Here is a 19,151-nt window from a genome sequence, read left to right as displayed (position 1 = left end):
CTCCTGAACTGAACCTGCGTCGCACCGGAGAGATTGCTCCCGGTGAGCGTCACCGCAGTGCCCCCGCCGGTGGAACCCTGATGCGGACTGATCGGCATGGCACCCTCCCGTCTGTGGGAGTACCGGGCGCCCCCGGCCCTTGACTCGACGGGACCGGCAACGGCCCGCTTGCGCTCAGGACCCGTTCCTAATTGGGGATATACGAGCCGTCTGCCACGCCCGGCAATACCGCGACCAATAATTCACCCGGACGAGCTACATGGGCTCCCTGTGGCCTGGGGCGTTCGCCGCGTGGCGCTCACGGGCCTCGCGGCGAGCTCCGTGCTCGCGGCGAGCGCCGCGACAAGGGGCGGGGGAGAGTCCGCCTCGTATGCGCTTTCGAAATTCTGATGCGGGATTAAATAGCTGTGCTTTTTCTGTGAGGGTGTGGCATTTTTAGATTTCGGTAATGACGGGCGTTAATTCAGGGACGCGGAGTGGTCGTGGGGGCATGATGTGAATCACCCGGTACGGCGGATCCGATCCCCCTGGCCGCCTTCCGGGTTTCTTTCATTGGGGGTTAGGGAGGGAGTTCCCATGACGGGAGTTATCAAGCGGTGGATCGCGGTCGGGACGGCGTCGCTCGCGCTTGCGGGCGGTGCGGCACTGACCGCGAGCGGGACCGCGTCCGCCGCTTCTCTCGCGCCGGCGCAGCACAAGCCGGTGAGGCACGTCCACTGCCACGTCGTCCCCGGCCACTGGACGCGGACCTGGCACCGGGCCTACCGCGACCACAAGGGCCACCTGCACGCGGGCTACTGGACGCGCACTTGGCACCCGGCCGAGCGCGTGTGCTCCCGCTGAATCGGTGAGCCTGCTGTGACCGCTTAGCGGAATGGATTCCGGGCCGGGAAGAGCACTTCCCGGCCCGGAATTCTCAGAACTTCATATCCCGGCCTCGCTCCTCGTGTGAGAAGCGAAAGGATTCGTCCGCCCGCCGGATATCAGGAAATGCAGCGGGCCGGGCGGCAGTACGTCACAGAGCCGCGGTCGTTTCCTGCCCGGAGGCGCTGCCCGTGAGCCACTCGTCCCAGCCCAGGTTGAAGTCGGCGTAGCCGTTGTCGGCCGAGGCCTTGGCGCGGGGAGAGCCGGTGATGGTGATGGGGTCGCCCTGCTCGACCTGGCTGTAGAACCACTTGGCGTCCGCCAGGGACAGGTGAACGCATCCGTGGGAGCCGCGGGCGCTGCCGCTGCCCGGGTTGGGGTCGCCGGTGGAGAAGTGCACATAGGTGCCGGACTGGGTCAGGTGGACGTCCCAGGGCAGCGTCAGGTCGTAGTAGTTGGGGCTGCTCTTGTCGCAGCTTATGCCGACGCTGCAGGAGGTCATGTGGACCTTCTCCTGCTTGTCGATGACGGCCATGACGCCGTTCCAGGTCGGGTATTCGGCGCTGCCCGCGTTGATGGACAGGGTGCGCACCGGCGTGCCGTTCCGGGTCACCTTCATGGTGTGGCCGGTCACCGAGACGTCCGCACGCACATCGGCGCCGATCGTGAAGGTGTGCGTGTAGTCGCGTACGCCGTAGCGTCCGTCGCCGTTGGTGACGCCCTTGAGGTCGGCGTCGATCTTCACCTTGGTGCCGGTGGGCCAGTACGTCTTCGGCCGCCAGTCGGCGCGCCTGTCGCCGAACCAGTGCCACGCACCGACCACCGGCTGCGAGGCGCTCACCTTCAGGTGCTTCTCCACCGTGGCCCGTGCCTTGGCCGCCACCGGGTTGGTGAAGACCACCGAAATCGGCATGGCCACACCGGCCGTGGTCCCCGTCTGCGGGGCGATCGAGTCCAGCAGCATCGGCGGCCCCGCGGGCTTCGTCGGCGAAGGGGAGGCACTCGTAGCGGACTTGCCCGGTGCCTTTGCGTCGTCCCCACCGGATGTGTCGCCCCCGCCGCACGCGCACGCGCCCGCCAGTATCGCCCCCGTGACGAGTGCGATTCCTATGCTGCTGCCCTTGCGCCGTCCCACGACCTGCCCCGCTCTCTCGCTTCTTCCGCCCCGAAAGGCCCGACTCCCTGTCAGACAGCCAGTGTGCGGGACCCAGTTGCGTGCGTTGTGTAAAACGTGTCTCAAAACTGGCTGCGAATGGCTGGGTTGAGGACAACCCGGTACACGGCCTGGTCGTCTCCCCGCCGTCGCACGCAGGGGCGGGGAACCCTGCATGCAGTGCGTCAGGCCTTCAGCGCGGCCCGGTCTCCCATCACCACCACGGGGTGGAGTTTGGGGTCGAGGGCGCGCAGCAGGTACTCCATCGCGGACTTGGACTGGCTTATACACGCCGATGTGCCGCTGCCATGGTCCATGTGCAGCCAGATGTTCCCGCCCTTGGACTGACCCTCGGGCCTGGTCGGGTCATTGGGCGAGGTGCCCCTGACCCGGTTGTAGTCGATGGCGATGACGTAGTCGAAGTCGTGCCAGGAGGACTTCTTCCAGGTGTGCGGGGCCTGGAAGGCCGCGGACCGGGTGTAGGGCAGCTTGGTCGCCGGCGCGGCGAGTACACCGCCCGCGTCGCTCAGGGTGAAGACACCCACCGGGCTGCGCAGATCATCCTCGTGGTGCTGCGTCGTCCAGCCCTTGCGTCCGTTGTGCGCCTGCCAGGACCGCTCCTGCTGCCACACGGAGCCGTGCTTGGTGAAGACCGTCACCGTGGAGTCGGCGGAGTCCTTGCCCGCTCCGTACACCGCGACGACCTGGCGCGAGTCGTCCGGCACCTGCTTCCACAACCGGTCCCCGACACCGGGGACCCGGGTGAGAACCGTCTTGTGAGGCGGCGCCCCGTCCGTCCCGTGGTGCGCGTCGTCGCCTCCGGAGCTCCGGCCACCGCAAGCCGCGAGGGGCATCATCAGCGCGGCACCGCAGGCTGCACCGACGGCGGCCCGTATCCAGCCTCTCTTTCGCATCCCCTCATCGTCGCAGGTCGCCTTCGCCCGGCTGCGCCCGGCCCTCCCCGGCGGCCCAGCTCCCCGCAGCCGCGACCGAGCCGCTCGTTCAGCTCCCTTGGGGCGGTGCTCAGGCCGTGAGGCCCTCGATCGCCACGGGAAGGTGGCGGGGGCCACGCAGCACGGCGTTGGTGCGGTACGGCGGCGGGTCCTCGAGGAGCCCGGAGAACGTGACCCGGCGGAACAGCTCGGGCACGGCCATATGGAGTTCCATACGGGCGAGGGGAGCGCCGAAGCAGTAGTGGATGCCGGTGTAGAAACCCAGGTGCTCGTTGTCACTGCGGCAGGGATCGAACCGGTCGGGATCCTTGAAACGCTTGGGGTCGCGGTTGGCCGCGGCCAGCATGAGCCACACCGGCGAGCCCTCGGGGATCGTGGTGCCGGCAACCTCGATATCGGCCAGAGCGGTGGTGAACGGAATGAACTGGACCGGGGGCTCGTACCGCAGCACTTCCTCGATGAGCGGGACGGCCAGCTCCGGCTCCTGCTGGAACCGCCGGAGGACATCGGGGTGGCGCAGCAGGGTGAGGGTCGTATTGGTGATCGCGTTGACGGTGGTCTCGTGCCCGGCCACCAGAAGCAGCACTGCGGTGGCCTCCAGGTCCGCCGGGGTCATGTCGGGGGTGAGCGCGCTGAGGATCCCGGGACCGGGCCGACGGCGCTTGGCCTCGATGAGATCGGCCAGATAGGCGCCCATCTCCTGGCGCGCCCGCTGCGCCGTGTCCGGTCCGCCGCCGTCGCCGGACTGGGGATCGAGCGCCGACGCCAGGGCATCGGCCCAGACATGGAAGCGCGGTTCGTCCTCGCGCGGCACGCCCAGGACCTTGCAGATGGCGGTGACAGGAAGGGGGTAGGAGAAGTCCTCGACGATGTCGACCTGGTCCTTGCCTTCGAAGGCGTCGAGCAGTTCGGTGACGACCTTGCTCAGCTCGCCGCGCAGACCGTCGAGGAACGCGGGGCTGTGCGGGGGACCGAAGGGCCGGTTGATGGTGTCGCGCAGCCGGTCGTGCACGGGCGGGTCGGTGAAGATGAAGCTGGGCGGCAAGCCGGTCTCCTCCGCCGGTTGCCCGGGGCGGGCGAAACCGGGCGGCCGATTGCTCGTGTCGTTGCTCAGCCGCGGGTCGTTGGCCAGGCTCCGCACCTCGTAGTAGGTGCTGACCAGGTAGGTTCCGTCGTCCTCCCGCAGAACCGGAGTCTTGCGCAGTTCCGCGTAGAGCGGGTAGGGATCGGCCCGACTGGCGTAGTCGGTGATCTGCGCGGAAAGGGTGCCGGGCGTCATGGTGTCTCCTCGGGGCTCCGGGCCGCACGGGGCGGTGGATCAGGCGCGCGACGGAACGAACTGGACACGCCGCTCGCTCGGTGAGTGGCCCGTCAGCGTGACCGTGGCCCCATGGGTGGGCAGATGGGGATCCGGGAAGGCCGGGTCGATCGGCTCCAGCATGTCGGTGCGGCGGTCGACCGTGTGGTACTCCGGCGGGAAGGGGGCACCGGCCGCGATCTGCTGCTCGTAGAACCCCAGCCACTTGGCTCCGTCGAAGGACGCCGCGGCGATGACGCGGCCGCGATACCCGTACACCGCGACGAACCGCTGCTCGGTCAGCGTCCCCTGGGCGACGACAAGTTTGTCGCCCAGGGAAGGCACACCCACCGACTTGATGTTGACGCCGAACTGGGAGGACCAGAACATCGGCAGCCACAGGTGCGGACGGCGCTCGGGACCGGCGCAGACCATGTTGTGGGCGGCGATCTCGGACTGTTCGACCGCGTTGCCCCAGTGCTCCAGCGACAGGAACTGATAGTCGAACAGCGGATGGGGGCTCCGTGCGACATCTCCGGCGGCGTAGATGTCGTCGGTGACGATGCCATTGACGTCGAACACCCGGCACCCGGCGTCGCACGCGATCCCCCGGGGGCCCGCGGCCAACCCCGAGCCGGCCAGCCACTCCGTGTTCCGGATGGCACCGAGCGAGACGACGGCCACCTGTACGTCGATCGACGTACCGTCGGACAGATGAGCGCGTCGGAGCCGTCCCCCGTAGTCGCCCTCAAGGGCGGTGACGCTGATGCCGCAGCGCAGATCGACACCCTTGCTGCGCTGCATCCGGTCCGCGACCGCCCCGATCACCCCGCCGAGCGCGCCCACCAGCGGTGCCGGGCCGCGTTCGGCGACCGTGACCGCGAGGCCCAGCTCCCGGCAGGCGGAGGCGACCTCGGAGCCCGTGAAACCGGCGCCGATCACCAGCACCCGGGACACACCGCCGGTCAGCTTCCGGTACAGGCGTGCGGAGTCGTCGCGGGTACGCAGCACGAACACCCCGTCCAGTGCGGCCTCGTCCGGGTGGATCCAAGGCCGTGCTCTGGTCCCAGTGGTGATCAACAGCCGGTCGTAGGGGACCGAGTCGCCGTTCGCCAGACGTACCTGCTTGGCATCCCGGTCCAAGCCTTCGGCGGCGACGCCCAGACGCCAGTCGGCAGCGATGTCGCGCCGACGCGGCAGCAGCGTGTCCTCCGGCCGGGCCCGCCCCAGCAGGCACTGCTTGGAGAGCGGCGGCCGGTCGTAGGGCTCGTACGGTTCATCGCCGATCATGGTCAATGATCCGGTGAAGCCCTTCTCCCGCAAGGTCTCCGCCGCGCGCAGCCCGGCCAGCGAGGCGCCGACGACCACGATGCGGCCCCGCCGCCGCAGGAGCTCGACATCCGTGTCAGCCGACATGGGGCTCCACACCCCTCGTCGGCTCGTCGGAGTAGTCCACGAGGATGGCCTGGACCGGGCACGCTGCGGCGGCCTTCTCCACCCGCTCACGTTCTGCCTCGTCGAAGCGAGGGGAGAACAGCAGTGCTTCGTCCCCGTGCAGGGAGAAGACGTCCGGCGCGAGAAAGACGCACTGCGCGAATCCCTGGCACCGGTTGAGATCGACGACAAGCCTCATCAGGAACCCGCTCCCTGCACAGGCCGCGGCCCAGCTGGGCGCCGCAGTCGACTGTGCTCGGTCCATAGAGTGGTCGGCATGCCTCCCACTCAGGATGGGCCTCTGCGCAGGGCGCCCGCAAGGCGAAGGCCACCGGGCAGAACGATCTATCTGCGGTTCTTCCTGGAGGCGGGCGGGATGCTCTGCTCGTACTGGAACACGTTGTAGGGGTCGTACTGTGCCTTGATCTCGCGCAGCCGGTCGAAATTGGATCCCCAGTAGGCGGTTTCCCACTCCTGCATTCCGATGTTCGGCACGTTGACATAGGCGCCGCTCACATAGGGGCGCAGCGCCTGGCTGAACTCGGCGATCCAGGCCTGCGCCTGCGGGGTCAGCGGGTCGCACACGCCCGGCTGCGTGCCACGCGTCCCCCACCCGGCGCCTGGCTCGGAATAGAAGAGCGCGTCGCGGTGCGGGAACGCGGTACCGCCGCGCGGGCTCCTGCGGACGGCCCCGCCGAATGCCTGGGTGAAGAAGTTGCTGTCGTCCGTCGGAGCGTTCTGCATGAACGAGGCAATCACGCCGATCGCTGCGGCAGGGAACGGCTTCCTGGTGAATTGCGAGAAGAACTTCCAGTTCGCAGGCTCGTTCTGAGTCGGGATCTGGAACCCCGCGTAGATGTCCCCCCAGTTGCCGGTCTGCACCGTGACCTGGGGGCTGCCGACGGAAAGGATCGGGGCCAGCATGTGCTGCGCCTGGGCCGGGGTTCCGTCCGCCAGGACGGCGAACAGCAGGATCTGGTTTCTGTGGATCTCGAGCTGGGTTCCGAGCCGGTTGTCGGCGACCGGCGCCGTCCGTTGCCAGGTGTCGAAGACTCCCGGCAGGTCCCCGATGCCGTTCCATGTCGCTTGCACATAAGTGACGCCCTTCAGAGGGGCCACTTCATAGGTGAGCGACGTGATGATCCCGAAGTTTCCGTTGCCCGCCCCGCGGAGCGCCCAGAGCAGGTCCGGGTTGTTCCGCAGATCCACTTTGATCACCTCGGCGCAGGCGTCACCCGACGCGACCACGATTTCGGCGCCGATCAGGCTGTCGCACGCCATGCCGAGCCAGCGGGTGAGGAAGCCGAAGCCGCCGCCGAGCGTCGCACCCGACAGGCCTACGGTTCCCTCCGTTCCGGTGGTCACCGCGAGGTTCTTCTGAGCGAGCGTGGTCACCGCTTCCAATTGGCTGAGTCCGGCGCCGACTGTCGCGATACGCGAGCGGGTGTCGATGTGGACCGACTTCAACTCGCTGATGTCGATCACGATGCCGTTGTCCACGTTCGACCAGCCCTCAAGGCTGTGACGGCCGCTCCGCACCCGCAGGGCGACGTCGTTCTGCCGCGCCCAGGTGAGGGCGTTGACCACGTCCTGGGTGTTCTGGGCGAAGACGACGACCAGCGGATAGTGAGAGAAGAGCTGGTCCCAGCCGAGGCGTGCGTCCGTGTAACCGGCGTCGTCGGGGCGGACGACGCGGCCGGTCAATTGCGCCGGAGGGCATTTCCTGCTCTCGGTTCGTGGGCTCACGGCCTCCGCGGCCGGAGCCTCAGCGGCTGTGATGCCGGGAACGACAACGGCACCGGCTCCGGCGGCCGCCGTCGCCCTGAACAGACCGCGGCGGGAAAAGTCGTGCATGGTCCATATCCTCTCGACCGGGAAACGCCAGTACTCGGCCGACAGCAATTCCCTCGGCCGACCGATGCGTTGCCGTCTTACGCGGGGAAGCCCCCGGGACCCGAAAAGTAACAGAGGAAGCACGCGAGAGACCGGCCTGACACCCCTGCCGGAGTGGCGGCGGAATATCGGATTTCGCAATTCGGTTTTCCAGTGACGGTGTTGACCTCCGGCGGGGTCTGTCAATATTAATTCCCGCTAAGGGACCTTTGCGTCGGCACGGCATCCATGTCGCCGATGACAAGGGGGCCTGCCAGTCGGGGGCCCACGCGGCGCGATCAACACAGGCGCGGCGAAGTTCACGCTTCCGGGTACATGATCTTCGGAGGTCGTTTCCCGCGGTGGTTCCCTACGCATGAGTCTCCTCGCGCCCCGAGTCGGGGCGTTTCCGAACGCTCATGGCTGTGAAAGGGGACGGGGACAGATGAGGTCCAGGAATTCGAACGTGCGTCGGCGGATCGGCGGGGCCGCCGGGGTGGCGGTCCTGGCAGTCGCGGGGCTGATGGCAGGCGGTGCGACGGCCACTGCGGCCGACAGCACGGTGCGGGCGGTCAGCGGCCCCGAGGTGGGACCGGGCGAAGTCTCCTGGGCGCAGTGCCCCCAGGGCACGGAACTGGTCGGCGGCGGCTATGCCGCCGCGCCCGCCTACACCTATGGGGGTGCCTACTCCGACACCGTGCGGGCCAGCGCCCCTTCGGTGAGTCACCCTGGAGCGTGGGCGGCGCAGCCGCATGCCGGGCGGATCAGGGCGTACGCCCTCTGTGACAGCAGTTCCGCACCCACCCGCGCGGTCGCCGACTATGTGCGCAACGGGGGAGACATCTCCTACGCCCAGTGCCCCGAAAACACCAACCTGGTGACCGGCGGCTATGTCATCAACCCCGTGTACAGCAACGGCGGAACCCCGTACGACTCGGTGGACATCAACGCCCCCTCCGAGAGCCGACCGAACGCATGGGCTGCCAAGTCCCACACCAAGGAAGGCCAGATCCAGGCCTTCGCCCTGTGCCGGGACGTGAGCTGACAGACGATCAGTCCCCGCCCGGCCGATTCCGCTGCGTACGACCGTAGTTGGCGCCTTGGGCCTCAGCCCCCATTCGGTGCTGAGGCCCAAGGCGTGACGACGGAGCCAGGGCCCGGACCTCACGCGAGGGTTCGGCCACCCGGTTCATCCGGTCGGCGACGGCCGTACACGGCGCGGCCGGCCGACCCGTTGCGGCCGTCGACCTCGTGCCCGGCGGCTACTGTGCGGCGACGTCCGAGGAGTACACCAGGGCGGTGCGGTGGTTGTACTGGATGGTGTACATCGTCTTCTGGCCCAGGACGACCCGGCCGCTGGAGGGGAAGTAGTCGTCGGTGGGAGCAGGTGCGGCGGTGGCGACGTACGCCTGGCCGACAGGGATGCTGTACATGCTCAGCGGGGCCTGGGTGGAGGGGGAGAGCCCGGCGGGGTATTCGCTCGCGTCCGGGTAGCTCGATCCGTACACCGCCACCGGTGAGGTACCGGCCGCGCCGACCACCTTCACATCACGGGCAGGTGTGGTGTTGCAGCCGTGCGGGTTGAGGAACCAGACCTTCGTGCCGCTGTACCAGATGGCCGTCCAATCCCCCTGGCGGTCGGCGACGACGAACTGCTGCCCGGCTGCCGCGGTGCTGCCCCAGTCGTTGACGCGGTCGGTGCCGACGCCGTCCGAGTGGATGGACTGGTCGCCGAAGAGCGGCGCGGTCGCGCTGGGGGCCGTGCGCAGATAGACGAAGTTGGAGGCCTGGGTCCGCTCGGTGCACTGGGGCGTGGCGCCCGTGGGGTCGTCGGACGGGCAGACCTGGACGCTCTGCTGGTTGCGGGTGTAGCCGGGGGTGATGGTGACCGCCGAGCCGACGGGGCCCACACCGTGCCGCCGGCCCGCCGGGGCGTGCAGCAGCTGCATGAAGTGCTCCCAGTCCCAGGACGGGCCCGGATCCCAGTGCATTCCGGAGACGGTGGCCGAGTTGGGGCCGGGTACGTTGTCGTGCCCGAGGATGTGCTGCCGGTCCAGCGGGATGCCGAAACGGTCGGCCAGGTAGCGCACGAGCTCCGCGCTGGTCTCGTACTCGGCCTCGGTGTACCAGCTGCCACCCGACGCGGCGTAGCCCTCGTGCTCGATGCCTATCGAGTGCAGGTTGGTCGAGTAGTTGCCCGCCTGGAAGGAGATGTCCTTGGTGGGCACCATCTGGGTCACCGCGCCGTCCGAGGAGCGGATGACGTAGTGCGCCGACCCGCCGCCCGGCTTTTGGAAGGCGTTGATGGCGGCGTCGTAGGACGACTCGGTGTCGTGGATCACGATGGAGTCGATCCTGATCCCGTTGGCGGGACGGTTGGAGACCTGGCCGTTGGCCGCCGCGGACGCAAGGAAGGTGCAGTCGATGGTGGCGGGGCACTCGGTGCCGTCCGCGGCCGCCGTCGCCTTCAGGTGCAGCGCGGACAGTTGCCTGGTGGCCGGCCGGACGCCGGGGGAGGGCGGCAGATCCATGTGCTGCCCGTCCCGGGTGGTCTCGCGCGCGCCGTTCTCGATGGTGGCGAACACCCGGTCGGCGAAGGCGCTTGCCGCGCGCTGCTCGGACGAACCGCTGTAACGGGCCACTGCGGCGTACCACTTGGCCGGGTCCTTCGGGGTGCCTCCGACGGTGACCTTCGCGTAGGACGCCAGAAGGGCCGCACCCGCGCGGATGTTGGCGGCCTCGTCGGTACGCAGTCGTCCGGCGGGCTGCCCCGTCAGCCCGGCGGCGGCCTGGAGGGTGTGCAGGGACGGAGCGGAGGCCAGCTTGGCGAGGTCGCCGCGACCGGCCGCGCCCGCGTCACCCGCCGCCATCATCTGGGCCGTCACGTCCGTCAGATGCATGGGGCCGTAGCCGCCGCTGGTGCTGCGTTCGCCGTCGTGGGCGTCCCAGGCGGACTCGTGATAGGCCACGGCCAGCAGGACGGGCAGCGGGACGTCGTACTCCGCCGCGGCCCGCTCGAAGGTGTGCTGGCGGCTGTCGGCCGCCACCCGATGTCCCGCCGCCTGTGCGGACAGCGGGGTGGCCGCGACTCCTGCGGCTGCCAGCACTCCTGCCGCGAGGGTCAGTGACAGCCGTCTTCGCGACTTGCGCTCATACACGTGTAGTACCTCTGACTTTCCTGTGCTGATGGAACTTCGTGAGCCCCCGCCGGGGCCCGTCGCGACCGTACTGCGGTCTGTGGGCGCCCAGTTGAGTGATGGTGACCTGTACATGAGGTGATGACGATCCGGGCCGCCGGGTTCCCCCGCTCGTGGATCTTGTGCGCGCCCGGCTCGCCAGAGGCGACGGGCGTGTCCCAGGGTCGAAGCGGCCGCCCCTGAACCGAAGCATCGGCCCCGGAATCCAAACGTCACTCGGGCATGGAGCCCGTTGTGAGCCGCCTTGTCTTGGCGGCAAAGACCATTCCGACACCGTCCGCGATTCCGGCTCGGCCCGTGGGTGGTGCCCGGCGAGGAGCCCTGCTTCGACTGCTATCTGGCGCGGCGGATCCAGCACGACGACCAGTCCGCGATCACCGCCGCCCTCTGGACCGCCTACGAGAACGACCCCGAGCCCGGTCCGCGCGGATACCTGCCCCAGCACGCCCGGGCAGCGGCAGGACTGGTACACGGCATGCTCAACAACCGGCCCGTCCCGGCACGGTGGTCACGCTCAGCCCGCGCAGTACGAACATCGACTCCCAGAACGTGCTGTGCTGTCACGGTTGCACACGCTGCGCCCCGGAAACCGTCCCCGGTCTCGACCGCACCGGGGCGCTGGCAGAACTGCTGCGCCACACGGCCAACGAGACGACACCGTACGAGGTCCACCGGCCACCCACGATCGCAACGCCACCGACCGAATGCGTCTGCGCCGCGGGCTCACCGTCGTTCCGACCGAACGCGGACTGGTCGTCGAAGGCGTAGGCCGTCGGCACCTGTTCGGCGGCAAGGCGGCCACGGATCTGCTGCCGCGGCTGTTCGCCCTGCTGGACGGCACCCGCGACCTCGCCGCCACAGCCGCCCAACTCGGCCTTGGAATCGAGCAGATCGGCATGGTCCTCGACATGCTGGCCGACCGGGGCCTCCTCGAAGCGGCCCCATCCGGCGCGCGCACTGCGCAGAAGACGGTCGCCGACTGTCTGTGCCGCACCGGGCCGGTGGCCGCAGCCGACGGCGGATCGGCGAAGGCGCTGGCCCGGCTGGCCCTCGGCCGTGTCGTGCTCACCGGGCCCGCCGCGGTGACCGAGCGCATCGCCGACGCTCTGCGCGCCTGTGGTGTGGGCGAGATCGCGGTCGTGGCGCGGGGCGACCGGCTGCCGGTCGGCCCGGCGAACCTGTTCGTGGTCTGCGACGACGAGGCGGACCGGAGCGCGGAGTCGGTCCAGGGCGAGAGGGGCGGCCGAGGCGGCGGGGCCGATCAGCTTGAGGAAGCATGCCGTATCGGCGCTGCGGAAGGTTTCGACGTCCTGCGGTACAGCGCGCGGCCGACCGCATCGCGGCGATCGAGATCGGACCACGCTTCCACCCCGGCCACACCGCATGCCCGTCCTGCGTCCGGATCGGCCACGAGCAGGCCTTCCCGGAGGAGAGGGCTCAGGCCGCCGACGCATCCGCCGACCTGCCTCCGGCCATGGCGGAGGACAGCGCGGCCACAGCCTGGCCGGGGCCGCCCGACGTCCTCGACCTCACGACCAGTCCGCGACGCCAACTGGTCCCCGCGGACGGTGCCGCATGCACCCCTGGACTGCTGGACGAACAGACGGTCAGCTTCCTGCTGTCCCGCACCGCGGGCTCCCGCGAAGCCTCCGGGGCACAGGATGGCTTTGTGTCGCGCTGGTGCCCCAGCGGCGGCAACCGCGCCTCCGTCCAGCTGTTCCTGCTCACCGAGGAACGCTGGCCACAACTGCCGGGCACCGTCTTCAAGTACGACGAGGGCACCCTGATCGCCGCTCGCGCCGACACCCCCTCCCTGCCCGAACTCCTCGCGGGCACCGGCCTTGAGGGACGGCCGGTCCGGGCCGCGGTGGTCATCACCGGCGCGGTGCACCGGCTGCGAGGCAAGTACGGTGACTTCGCCTTCCGGCTGACCCACCTCGACGCGGGCTGCGCCCTGGCACAGGCGGCGCTGCTCGCGGCCGAACTGGGCCTGAGAGCCGAGCTGGTGACCGGCGGCGTCGGCGACCTTGGCGCGCAACTGGGCCTCCACCCCGCCGATCAGCTGGCGATCGGAATCATGGGACTCTATGGAAGGGACACCGGCGATGCCGCTGCTGGATCAGCGTGAGGTGATGGACGACTTCGCCGCGCGGCTTGCCGCGGCCCGGCCGGTGCCGGTGACCGGCACCGGCCGGGCCGGGCGCTGCCGCTGCCGACCGGTTCGGTGGGGGAGGTCCTGGCGGCCCGGCGATCGGTACGGTCCTTCGCCGACCGCCCGATCGCCGTCACCGACCTCTCCGAACTGCTGGGCACCGCACTGACCGCCGAGCGCGACCGTTGGCCCGCCCGACCGGCGGACGACCTGACGGTGTTGGTGCCGGCCTACCGGGTACGGGGACTGGTCACCGGGTGGTACGAGGCCGCTGCCGGGGGAAGCCTCACCATGGTCGCAGGGGCGCCCGAGCTGCCGGATCCGGCAGCTCGGTACGACGACGCTCCAGCGGTGGTCTCGTTCGGCGGCGACCTGCGGAGCGCGGTGCGTCGTGCGGTTGTCTCCGGATACTCCGACCTGCTGGTGCGGGCAGCGGCACTGGCCCACACCTGCTGGCTGCTCGCGATCGGACGCGGGCCGGGCGGCTGCCTGCGCGGTCGCGCACAGGACGTGTCCACCGCCGCGTTCGCCGCCGGACACCCCGGCCGCCGACACCTCCTCAGCCTGACCCTCGGCCACCCCGGTCCGGAGCCGGTCCGGCACGGCACCCTCCGCCGACGGACGGCTGACGTGACCGGCACGGCTCCCGGAAAGACCGCCGCGGCGCCCGACGAGAAGGCGCACTTCGCGGGCACACACCGCACGTGTCCGCCCGCGGAGACCTGGGCCCGGATCGCCCCGCTGCTTCCGGCCGCAGGTGTCACCCGGATCGCCGATGTGACCTGGCTGGACGACATCGGCATCCCGGTCTATCAGGCCATCAGCCCGGCCAACCACTACCTCTCCGTGTACCAGGGCAAGGGCCTGGACCGCATCTCCGTGAAGGTGTCAGCGGCCATGGAAGCGATCGAGCGTTGGCACGGCGCGAACCTGGACACCCGACCCGACCACATCGGCACCGCCGGGGAGGTGGAGCCCCAACTGGGTTACCGGCTCGACGAACTCGCGCTGCGCCCGCGGCACTGCCTCAACCCGGCGACCCGGCTCGCCTGGCGCAGTGCGGTACGGCTCGACGACGGCGGCCGGTCGCTGGTGCGGCGATCAGCCACGGAGTGCATCGCGGGGTCTACCCGGACCCGCACGAGCACCCGGACGGTTTCGGCTTCCTGCGTTCCTGGCTCACCGACGACGAGGCGACCTGCGGCGACCGGCAGCATCAGCTGAGGCTGTTCCTGTCCCGCAGCTTCGGCACCGATCCGGAGTCAGGCGGCGACTCGGTACTTCTCGACCTTCTGGAACCCACCGAAGAATTCGCCGGGGCGGTACGCACGGCCGCGTCCTGCCACCGTTTCACCGACGAACTGTGCAGGACCAGACCGCAATTCACGCCGGACCGCATCGCGCCGGACCGGATCACTGAACTGCTCCTCGAGCGGTGGGGCGTCCGCCGCACCGACGCCGACCTCCACGCACTGGACCGGGGCTTCAGCTCCTTCGCGGACGCGGTCGAAGCCGCCCGCCCCTACTACCCGCTGGTCAGACTCACACCAAGGACCTGATGCCTCAGCAGCCGCCCCCACACCACCATGCTTATGGCCAAAGGGAGATGCGCCCAAAAGTGAGGTGAGCCACCGAGCTCCCCCTGCTATGGTGCGCCGATGTCATCAGTCAAGCAGTTCCAAGTCACCTTCGACTGCGCAGAGCCTGAGCGCGTCGCGCGATTTTGGTGCGAGGTGCTGGGGTACGTCGTACCGCCGCCACCGAAGGGATACGCCACATGGGGCGACTTCGACCACTCACTGCCGTCTGAGGATCAGGGCAGATGGTTCGCATGCATCGATCCCTCAGGTGTGGGCCCGAGGCTGTTCTTTCAGCGCGTTCCCGAGAGCAAGGCAGCCAAGAATCGGCTCCACCTTGATGTACGGGTCGGCACCGGCCTGACGGGTGACGAACGCCTGGCCGCGCTTGAGGCCGAGTGCGCACGCCTGATCGCGCTGGGCGCGGTGCGCGTACGACTCCTGCGTGCCGACGGTGACAACGAGTCGTGCCTGGTGATGCAAGACATTGAGGGCAACGAGTTCTGCCTCGACTGACCCTTCGCCGGGTCGGCACGGTGCGCGCGTCCCGCGCTGTGTCCTCATGGCTGTGGGGGACGGTCTCCAAGTACGCCACGGGCCGCGGGCGGCGATGTGCTCGGCCCAGTCGCCCGACCAGCATCCGCTCTGCCCCCTCCGCGCGCAGGCCGTCCCGGTCTCAAGGGATGGCCTGCGGGCCCCGGCGGCTGACCTGATCACCGCCCTTGTGGGAGCCCCGAAGCGGAACCGGCTCCGCCTCTTCTGGGCCGTCTCATGCCACCGTGGCGATGAAAATGATTCTCCCCTCCGCAGCCCCCATCCCGCATCTTCCCCTCTCTCGGTTCATCTGTGGCGCCCGTGAAACAGCGCGACGAGAAAGGTGAATAGCGAAATAACTTCCCGTTCTTGAATGAGTACTGACTGTCGAGTAGCTTTTCATGCCATCAACTCCCCTTTTCTGAGCCATGGTTCGGATGTTACGGTCGCTTTACCCGGGGCCGAGGTGCACATCGGTTCTTCGGTCTGCTCCGCTGCCTCGAGGAAGTTCGAGGCTGGAGTTCCCGGATCGAAGCCTGGGAATCTCAAGAGCTGTTACCGCAGCTCTGCTCGGTACGTAACAAAGTTAGGATGCAACATGGCTATCTTCGCCGCACTGGCTTCCGGTGTCCTCGGTTCGCTCATCACGGCGGGCGCGAACCTCATCACCAGCTTCCTGAGCTAGCAATCCACGGGCTGTCCCGTATATCTGACGACCGGTTACGGGTGTCCGGCCGCCGGGCCGCTCATGCGGCGCCCATGAGTTGCACGGGAGACCGGCACCGGACACACCACAGCAGTCTCCCGCCGGTCTTCACCGTGAGATTGCGGGACAGCCCTGGGCCCCCGCCAGGGCCCGCTTCCCCCCATACTGCTCCGCTCTTGAATTGCAAGAGCGCGCGGTCCATATTCTCGACCTGCAATGTCATGGACGCAGTTCGAGGAATTCCGCAATCAGCGGACCGGCCAGAATACTTGGTTGAAACTTGTGCCCCCGTCAGACGTCGAAGCGGCGGCGGGCGGTTTCGATGTGGCCGAGGTACCGGTGGGTCCAGTCGCACATTCCGTCGACCGTTGCGCGCAGGGCCAGGCCCGGCTCGGTGAGGGTGTACTCGACCCGCGGTGGCACGGTGGGGTGCACCTTCCGCTCGACCAGACCGTTGCGCTCCAGCATGCGCAGGTTCTGGGTGAGCATCTTGTGGCTGATGCCCTGGACTTCGTTGCGCAGCTCGCTGAAGCGCTTGGTGCGCTCACCGAGAGTCTCGATGATCAGGAACGCCCACTTGTTGGCGACATCCGAGAAGATCTCCCGCGCCAGGGAGTCCGCGCGCCTCAGGTCCGCTTCCTCGGGTGAGCCCCCGAACTGCTTGGTTCCCATCAGGTTCCCCAGTCACTGAAAAGTGCGTTCTTCCACGTCAGCCGACACTCTCCTACGGTTCCTGAGTAACCACAAGAAACCACGTGCGTCTCGGAACTGGTGGATGTGGGCCCACAGGCGCCCGGAAAAGGAGACAGTCAGCATGGCCATCACTCTGGTGAACCCCAAGGGACTACCCGCGATCGACGCCTACCGGCAGGTGTCGATCGCATCAGGAACCAAGCTGGTATTCATCGCCGGGCAGGTCGCCTGGGACGCCGAAGGGGGAACGGTGGGTGAAGGCGACCTCGCCGCGCAGGTCGAGCACTGCTACCTCAACATCGCGACCGCACTGGCCGAGGTGGGCGGCTCCTTCGACGACGTGGCGAAACTGACCCTGTATGTCGTCGACTGGACCCCGGACAAGATGCCCCTGCTCATGGAGGGGATCTCCCGGGCGGCCGCGAAGCTGGGGGTCACTCCGGTCCCACCGGCCACGCTGCTGGGGGTTGCGGCACTGGACGTACCCGACCATCTGGTCGAGATCGAAGCCACCGCCGTCCTCGACTGACCTGATGACCCTGGGGGCGTGTATCAGTGGCGCTCTCTTGCTGCCGTCGGCAAACCGGGCAGGGGGGCGACCGCCATGTGATGGTGCGCGGCCCCGGTGGCGGTTCAGGCGGTCGAAGTGATCGCTTGGGTGACGGCCGCGATCGCCGGGGCGGGGTGGCCGCAGCGGCGTGCCACGAGCACCCGGCGAATCTCGGGGGGCGCGCCGTCGACGCGCAGCAGGCTCACCCCGGGCGGCAGCACCGGTGAGAGCCCGGACGGCACCGTGGTCACGCCGAAGCCGCCGGCGACCAACTGGAGCTTCGTCAGCCAGTCGCGTGCGGAGTGGACGACGCGCGGCCGTCCGGGCAGGCCGGGCCAGACGCCGAGCAGCGGCTCGGAGTTCGACGACGGGGCGGCAATCCATGCGGCGTCGACCAGTTCGTCGACGTGCACGCTGGTGCGTCCGGCGAAGTCTCCGGTCGAAGACACGGCCACGACCAGTTCGGTGTCCGCGACGGTCTCGAGGTGCAGGCGCGGGGATTCGCTGTCGAAGGGCCGGTGGGGTGGGCGGGATGTCAGCACGGCGAGGTCGAGCGAGCCCGCGCGCAACGCCCGGATCAGGGAGGGTGTGGTGCCCTCACGGGTGGTGACCGTGATCTGCGGGTCGGCCTTTGCGAGGTGTGCGAGTGCGGCGGGCAGGATCGTCGCGCCCGCGCTCAGGACTGCCCCGAGCCGCACCAGTTCGGTCCGCGGGGCGGTGCCGGTGAGTTCACGCTCGGCCGCTGCGAGCGAGGCGAGGACCGTGTGGGCGTGCCGCAGCAGCGTCAGGCCGGAGGGGGTGAGCCGCACCCCGTCCGGGCGACGTTCGAACAGGGCGGTGCCAGCGCTGTGTTCGAGGGCGGCGGCCTGGCGTGAGACGGCGGACTGCGTGTAGCCGAGTCGGGCGGCCGCCGCGGTGAAGCTGCCGGACTCGGCGATCTGCCTCAGGACCCGCAGTCCCGTACTGGAGACATCCATGCGTCATACGCATACCACGGATGCCGGATCGTCGCTTCCCGCATGCCCGTCCCGTTCCTAGTGTTGATCTCAACAGCACGGACGAACATGGAGGTCATCACGTGCGAGCAGCAGTTCTGACGCGGTTCGGCGCCTCACTCGCGGTGCGGGAGGTGCCGGACCCCGAGGCCGGCGGCGGTGAGGTGGTGGTCGAGGTCCTCGCCGCCGGAGTGGCGCCCTACGCCGCCGAAGTCTTCAGCGGCAAGCGGAAGTACCCCCTTGTCCCGCCCGTCGTGCCCGGAGTCGGCGCCGTGGGGCGGATCGTCCATGTCGGCCCTGATGCCACCCGGCTGCGGGTCGGCGACCTGGTGTGGTGCGACTCGACGGTGCGCTCGCGGGACGACGCCCTGACGCCCGACATCACGCTCCAGGGCTGGAGTTCGCGCGGCGAGGGCGGCGCGCGGCTCGCCGAGTACATGCACGACGGTGCGTTCGCCGAGCTCATGCGGGTGCCGACGGAGAACGTCTTTGCGCTCCCGGCCGCGGCCGGGGAGGATCCGGCCCGCTGGGCCGCGCTCACCGTGCACACCATCTCCTACGGCGGACTGCTGGCAGGCGGCCTCGCGGCCGGCGAGACACTGCTCGTCAGCGGGGCCACCGGGAACCTCGGCAGCAGCGCGGTCGCCGTCGCGCTCGCGATGGGCGCGGGCCGCGTGGTCGCCCCCGGCCGCAACAAGGCCGCGCTCGACCTCCTCACCGACCGGTTCGGCCCGCGTCTGCGCCCGGTCCCGCTGACCGGGGACGAGGCCACCGACCGCGGCGCGATGTCCGCGGCGGCCGAAGGCCCGATCGACATGGTGATCGACCTGCTCCCGCCGAGCGCACCCAGCTCGGCCACGCGCGCGGCGGCCATGACCGTGCGCGAGTACGGCCGAGTCGTCCTCATGGGCGGCGTCGGCATGCTCGGCGGCGACGACCTCGCACTCCCGTACCCCTGGATCATGCGCAACTCGATCACCGTGCGCGGGCAGTGGATGTACCCGCGCACCGCCAATGTCGGCATCATCCGGCTCCTCACCTCGGGCACTCTGGATCTCGCCCCCGAACGAGTCCGGTCGTTCAGCCTCGATGCCGTCAACGACGCCATCGCGTACGCCGCCGCACACAGTGGCCCGTTCGACCGCACCAGCCTGACCCCACCGGCAGGCTGACA

General features: G+C 69.2%; 18 protein-coding genes and 1 pseudogene. 8 read left to right on the top strand and 11 right to left on the bottom strand.

Annotated features, from left to right (window positions below):
- Nucleotides 1-17 precede the first annotated feature (17 nt).
- A pseudogene (locus ACIHAA_RS23660) lies at nt 18-98 on the bottom strand (IPT/TIG domain-containing protein); the annotation flags it as partial.
- Nucleotides 99-576: 478 nt separating this feature from the next.
- Between ACIHAA_RS23660 and ACIHAA_RS23655 the strand changes: the two are divergent.
- Nucleotides 577-843 (top strand): hypothetical protein, encoded by a 267-nt coding sequence (locus tag ACIHAA_RS23655; RefSeq protein ID WP_399820308.1) that lies wholly within the window; start codon nt 577-579, stop codon nt 841-843.
- 172 nt (nt 844-1,015) lie between these two features.
- Here the strand turns inward: ACIHAA_RS23655 and ACIHAA_RS23650 are convergent, their stop codons facing one another.
- The 6 genes from ACIHAA_RS23650 to ACIHAA_RS23625 form a co-directional block, all read right to left on the bottom strand.
- Complete coding sequence (locus ACIHAA_RS23650) at nt 1,016-1,999, bottom strand: Ig-like domain-containing protein (RefSeq protein ID WP_399820306.1); 984 nt, start codon at nt 1,997-1,999, stop codon at nt 1,016-1,018.
- Between the two features lie 203 nt (nt 2,000-2,202).
- On the bottom strand, nt 2,203-2,931 hold the full coding sequence (locus tag ACIHAA_RS23645) for a hypothetical protein (RefSeq protein WP_399820304.1): 729 nt from the start codon (nt 2,929-2,931) through the stop codon (nt 2,203-2,205).
- 109 nt (nt 2,932-3,040) lie between these two features.
- The gene (locus tag ACIHAA_RS23640) at nt 3,041-4,249 is read right to left on the bottom strand and encodes a cytochrome P450 (protein WP_399820302.1); all 1,209 of its coding nucleotides are present in this window, start codon (nt 4,247-4,249) and stop codon (nt 3,041-3,043) included.
- 39 nt (nt 4,250-4,288) lie between these two features.
- A complete protein-coding gene (locus ACIHAA_RS23635; protein ID WP_399820300.1) occupies nt 4,289-5,683 on the bottom strand; it encodes an NAD(P)/FAD-dependent oxidoreductase in 1,395 nt (464 codons plus the stop codon).
- Nucleotides 5,673-5,900, bottom strand: a complete 228-nt coding sequence (locus ACIHAA_RS23630; RefSeq protein ID WP_399820299.1) for a ferredoxin — start codon at nt 5,898-5,900, stop codon at nt 5,673-5,675. Before ACIHAA_RS23630 ends, ACIHAA_RS23635 begins: the two co-directional genes overlap by 11 nt.
- A gap of 146 nt (nt 5,901-6,046) precedes the next feature.
- Nucleotides 6,047-7,555 (bottom strand): FAD-binding oxidoreductase, encoded by a 1,509-nt coding sequence (locus ACIHAA_RS23625; RefSeq protein ID WP_399820298.1) that lies wholly within the window; start codon nt 7,553-7,555, stop codon nt 6,047-6,049.
- 463 nt (nt 7,556-8,018) lie between these two features.
- Here ACIHAA_RS23625 and ACIHAA_RS23620 point away from each other — a divergent pair, with 463 nt between their 5' ends.
- Nucleotides 8,019-8,618, top strand: a complete 600-nt coding sequence (locus ACIHAA_RS23620; RefSeq protein WP_399820297.1) for a hypothetical protein — start codon at nt 8,019-8,021, stop codon at nt 8,616-8,618.
- A 217-nt stretch (nt 8,619-8,835) separates the two neighbouring features.
- On the opposite strand, the gene ACIHAA_RS23615 is transcribed toward ACIHAA_RS23620, so the two are convergent.
- Together ACIHAA_RS23615 and ACIHAA_RS23610 are read right to left on the bottom strand one after the other, a co-directional pair.
- Nucleotides 8,836-10,731 carry an N-acetylmuramoyl-L-alanine amidase gene (locus ACIHAA_RS23615; protein ID WP_399820294.1) on the bottom strand — a complete coding sequence of 632 codons (1,896 nt, stop codon included), beginning with the start codon at nt 10,729-10,731 and terminating at the stop codon, nt 8,836-8,838.
- Nucleotides 10,732-11,330: 599 nt separating this feature from the next.
- On the bottom strand, nt 11,331-12,131 hold the full coding sequence (locus ACIHAA_RS23610) for a hypothetical protein (protein WP_399820292.1): 801 nt from the start codon (nt 12,129-12,131) through the stop codon (nt 11,331-11,333).
- Nucleotides 12,132-12,244: 113 nt separating this feature from the next.
- On the opposite strand from ACIHAA_RS23610, the gene ACIHAA_RS23605 reads away from it, so the two are divergent.
- The 4 genes from ACIHAA_RS23605 to ACIHAA_RS23590 all read left to right on the top strand — a co-directional run bounded on the left by ACIHAA_RS23605 (nt 12,245) and on the right by ACIHAA_RS23590 (nt 15,015).
- Nucleotides 12,245-12,898, top strand: a complete 654-nt coding sequence (locus ACIHAA_RS23605; protein WP_399820290.1) for a nitroreductase family protein — start codon at nt 12,245-12,247, stop codon at nt 12,896-12,898.
- Between the two features lie 96 nt (nt 12,899-12,994).
- Nucleotides 12,995-14,146 (top strand): hypothetical protein, encoded by a 1,152-nt coding sequence (locus ACIHAA_RS23600; RefSeq protein WP_399820288.1) that lies wholly within the window; start codon nt 12,995-12,997, stop codon nt 14,144-14,146.
- Entirely contained in the window at nt 14,035-14,481 is a 447-nt protein-coding gene (locus ACIHAA_RS23595; protein WP_399820286.1) for a hypothetical protein, read from the top strand. The genes ACIHAA_RS23600 and ACIHAA_RS23595 overlap by 112 nt, the downstream gene beginning before the upstream one ends.
- A 99-nt stretch (nt 14,482-14,580) precedes the next feature.
- Entirely contained in the window at nt 14,581-15,015 is a 435-nt protein-coding gene (locus ACIHAA_RS23590) for a VOC family protein (protein ID WP_399820284.1), read from the top strand.
- A gap of 1,015 nt (nt 15,016-16,030) precedes the next feature.
- Here the strand turns inward: ACIHAA_RS23590 and ACIHAA_RS23585 are convergent.
- Nucleotides 16,031-16,411, bottom strand: a complete 381-nt coding sequence (locus ACIHAA_RS23585; protein ID WP_399820282.1) for a winged helix-turn-helix transcriptional regulator — start codon at nt 16,409-16,411, stop codon at nt 16,031-16,033.
- Between the two features lie 142 nt (nt 16,412-16,553).
- Here ACIHAA_RS23585 and ACIHAA_RS23580 point away from each other — a divergent pair, with 142 nt between their 5' ends.
- The gene (locus ACIHAA_RS23580; protein ID WP_399820280.1) at nt 16,554-16,961 is read left to right on the top strand and encodes a RidA family protein; all 408 of its coding nucleotides are present in this window, start codon (nt 16,554-16,556) and stop codon (nt 16,959-16,961) included.
- A 104-nt stretch (nt 16,962-17,065) separates the two neighbouring features.
- On the opposite strand, the gene ACIHAA_RS23575 is transcribed toward ACIHAA_RS23580, so the two are convergent.
- Entirely contained in the window at nt 17,066-17,959 is an 894-nt protein-coding gene (locus ACIHAA_RS23575; RefSeq protein WP_399820278.1) for a LysR family transcriptional regulator, read from the bottom strand.
- Between the two features lie 101 nt (nt 17,960-18,060).
- Here ACIHAA_RS23575 and ACIHAA_RS23570 point away from each other — a divergent pair, with 101 nt between their 5' ends.
- Nucleotides 18,061-19,149 carry an alcohol dehydrogenase catalytic domain-containing protein gene (locus ACIHAA_RS23570; protein WP_399820276.1) on the top strand — a complete coding sequence of 363 codons (1,089 nt, stop codon included), beginning with the start codon at nt 18,061-18,063 and terminating at the stop codon, nt 19,147-19,149.
- The last annotated feature ends 2 nt before the right edge of the window (nt 19,150-19,151 follow it).

This window comes from Streptomyces sp. NPDC052040 (assembly GCF_044548405.1).
GTDB lineage: Bacteria > Actinomycetota > Actinomycetes > Streptomycetales > Streptomycetaceae > Streptomyces.
Note: the sequence above shows the minus strand (reverse complement) of the source record. Positions and strands in the feature narration are given on the sequence as shown.

Coding starts and splice junctions, on each gene's coding strand:
- ACIHAA_RS23630 (WP_399820299.1), bottom strand. CDS start 5,900: ATGAGGCTTGTCGTCGATCTCAACCGGTGCCAGGGATTCGCGCAGTGC.
- ACIHAA_RS23640 (WP_399820302.1), bottom strand. CDS start 4,249: ATGACGCCCGGCACCCTTTCCGCGCAGATCACCGACTACGCCAGTCGG.
- ACIHAA_RS23635 (WP_399820300.1), bottom strand. CDS start 5,683: ATGTCGGCTGACACGGATGTCGAGCTCCTGCGGCGGCGGGGCCGCATC.
- ACIHAA_RS23605 (WP_399820290.1), top strand. CDS start 12,245: ATGGCGGAGGACAGCGCGGCCACAGCCTGGCCGGGGCCGCCCGACGTC.
- ACIHAA_RS23625 (WP_399820298.1), bottom strand. CDS start 7,555: ATGCACGACTTTTCCCGCCGCGGTCTGTTCAGGGCGACGGCGGCCGCC.
- ACIHAA_RS23655 (WP_399820308.1), top strand. CDS start 577: ATGACGGGAGTTATCAAGCGGTGGATCGCGGTCGGGACGGCGTCGCTC.
- ACIHAA_RS23590 (WP_399820284.1), top strand. CDS start 14,581: ATGTCATCAGTCAAGCAGTTCCAAGTCACCTTCGACTGCGCAGAGCCT.
- ACIHAA_RS23645 (WP_399820304.1), bottom strand. CDS start 2,931: ATGCGAAAGAGAGGCTGGATACGGGCCGCCGTCGGTGCAGCCTGCGGT.
- ACIHAA_RS23585 (WP_399820282.1), bottom strand. CDS start 16,411: ATGGGAACCAAGCAGTTCGGGGGCTCACCCGAGGAAGCGGACCTGAGG.
- ACIHAA_RS23620 (WP_399820297.1), top strand. CDS start 8,019: ATGAGGTCCAGGAATTCGAACGTGCGTCGGCGGATCGGCGGGGCCGCC.
- ACIHAA_RS23580 (WP_399820280.1), top strand. CDS start 16,554: ATGGCCATCACTCTGGTGAACCCCAAGGGACTACCCGCGATCGACGCC.
- ACIHAA_RS23575 (WP_399820278.1), bottom strand. CDS start 17,959: ATGGATGTCTCCAGTACGGGACTGCGGGTCCTGAGGCAGATCGCCGAG.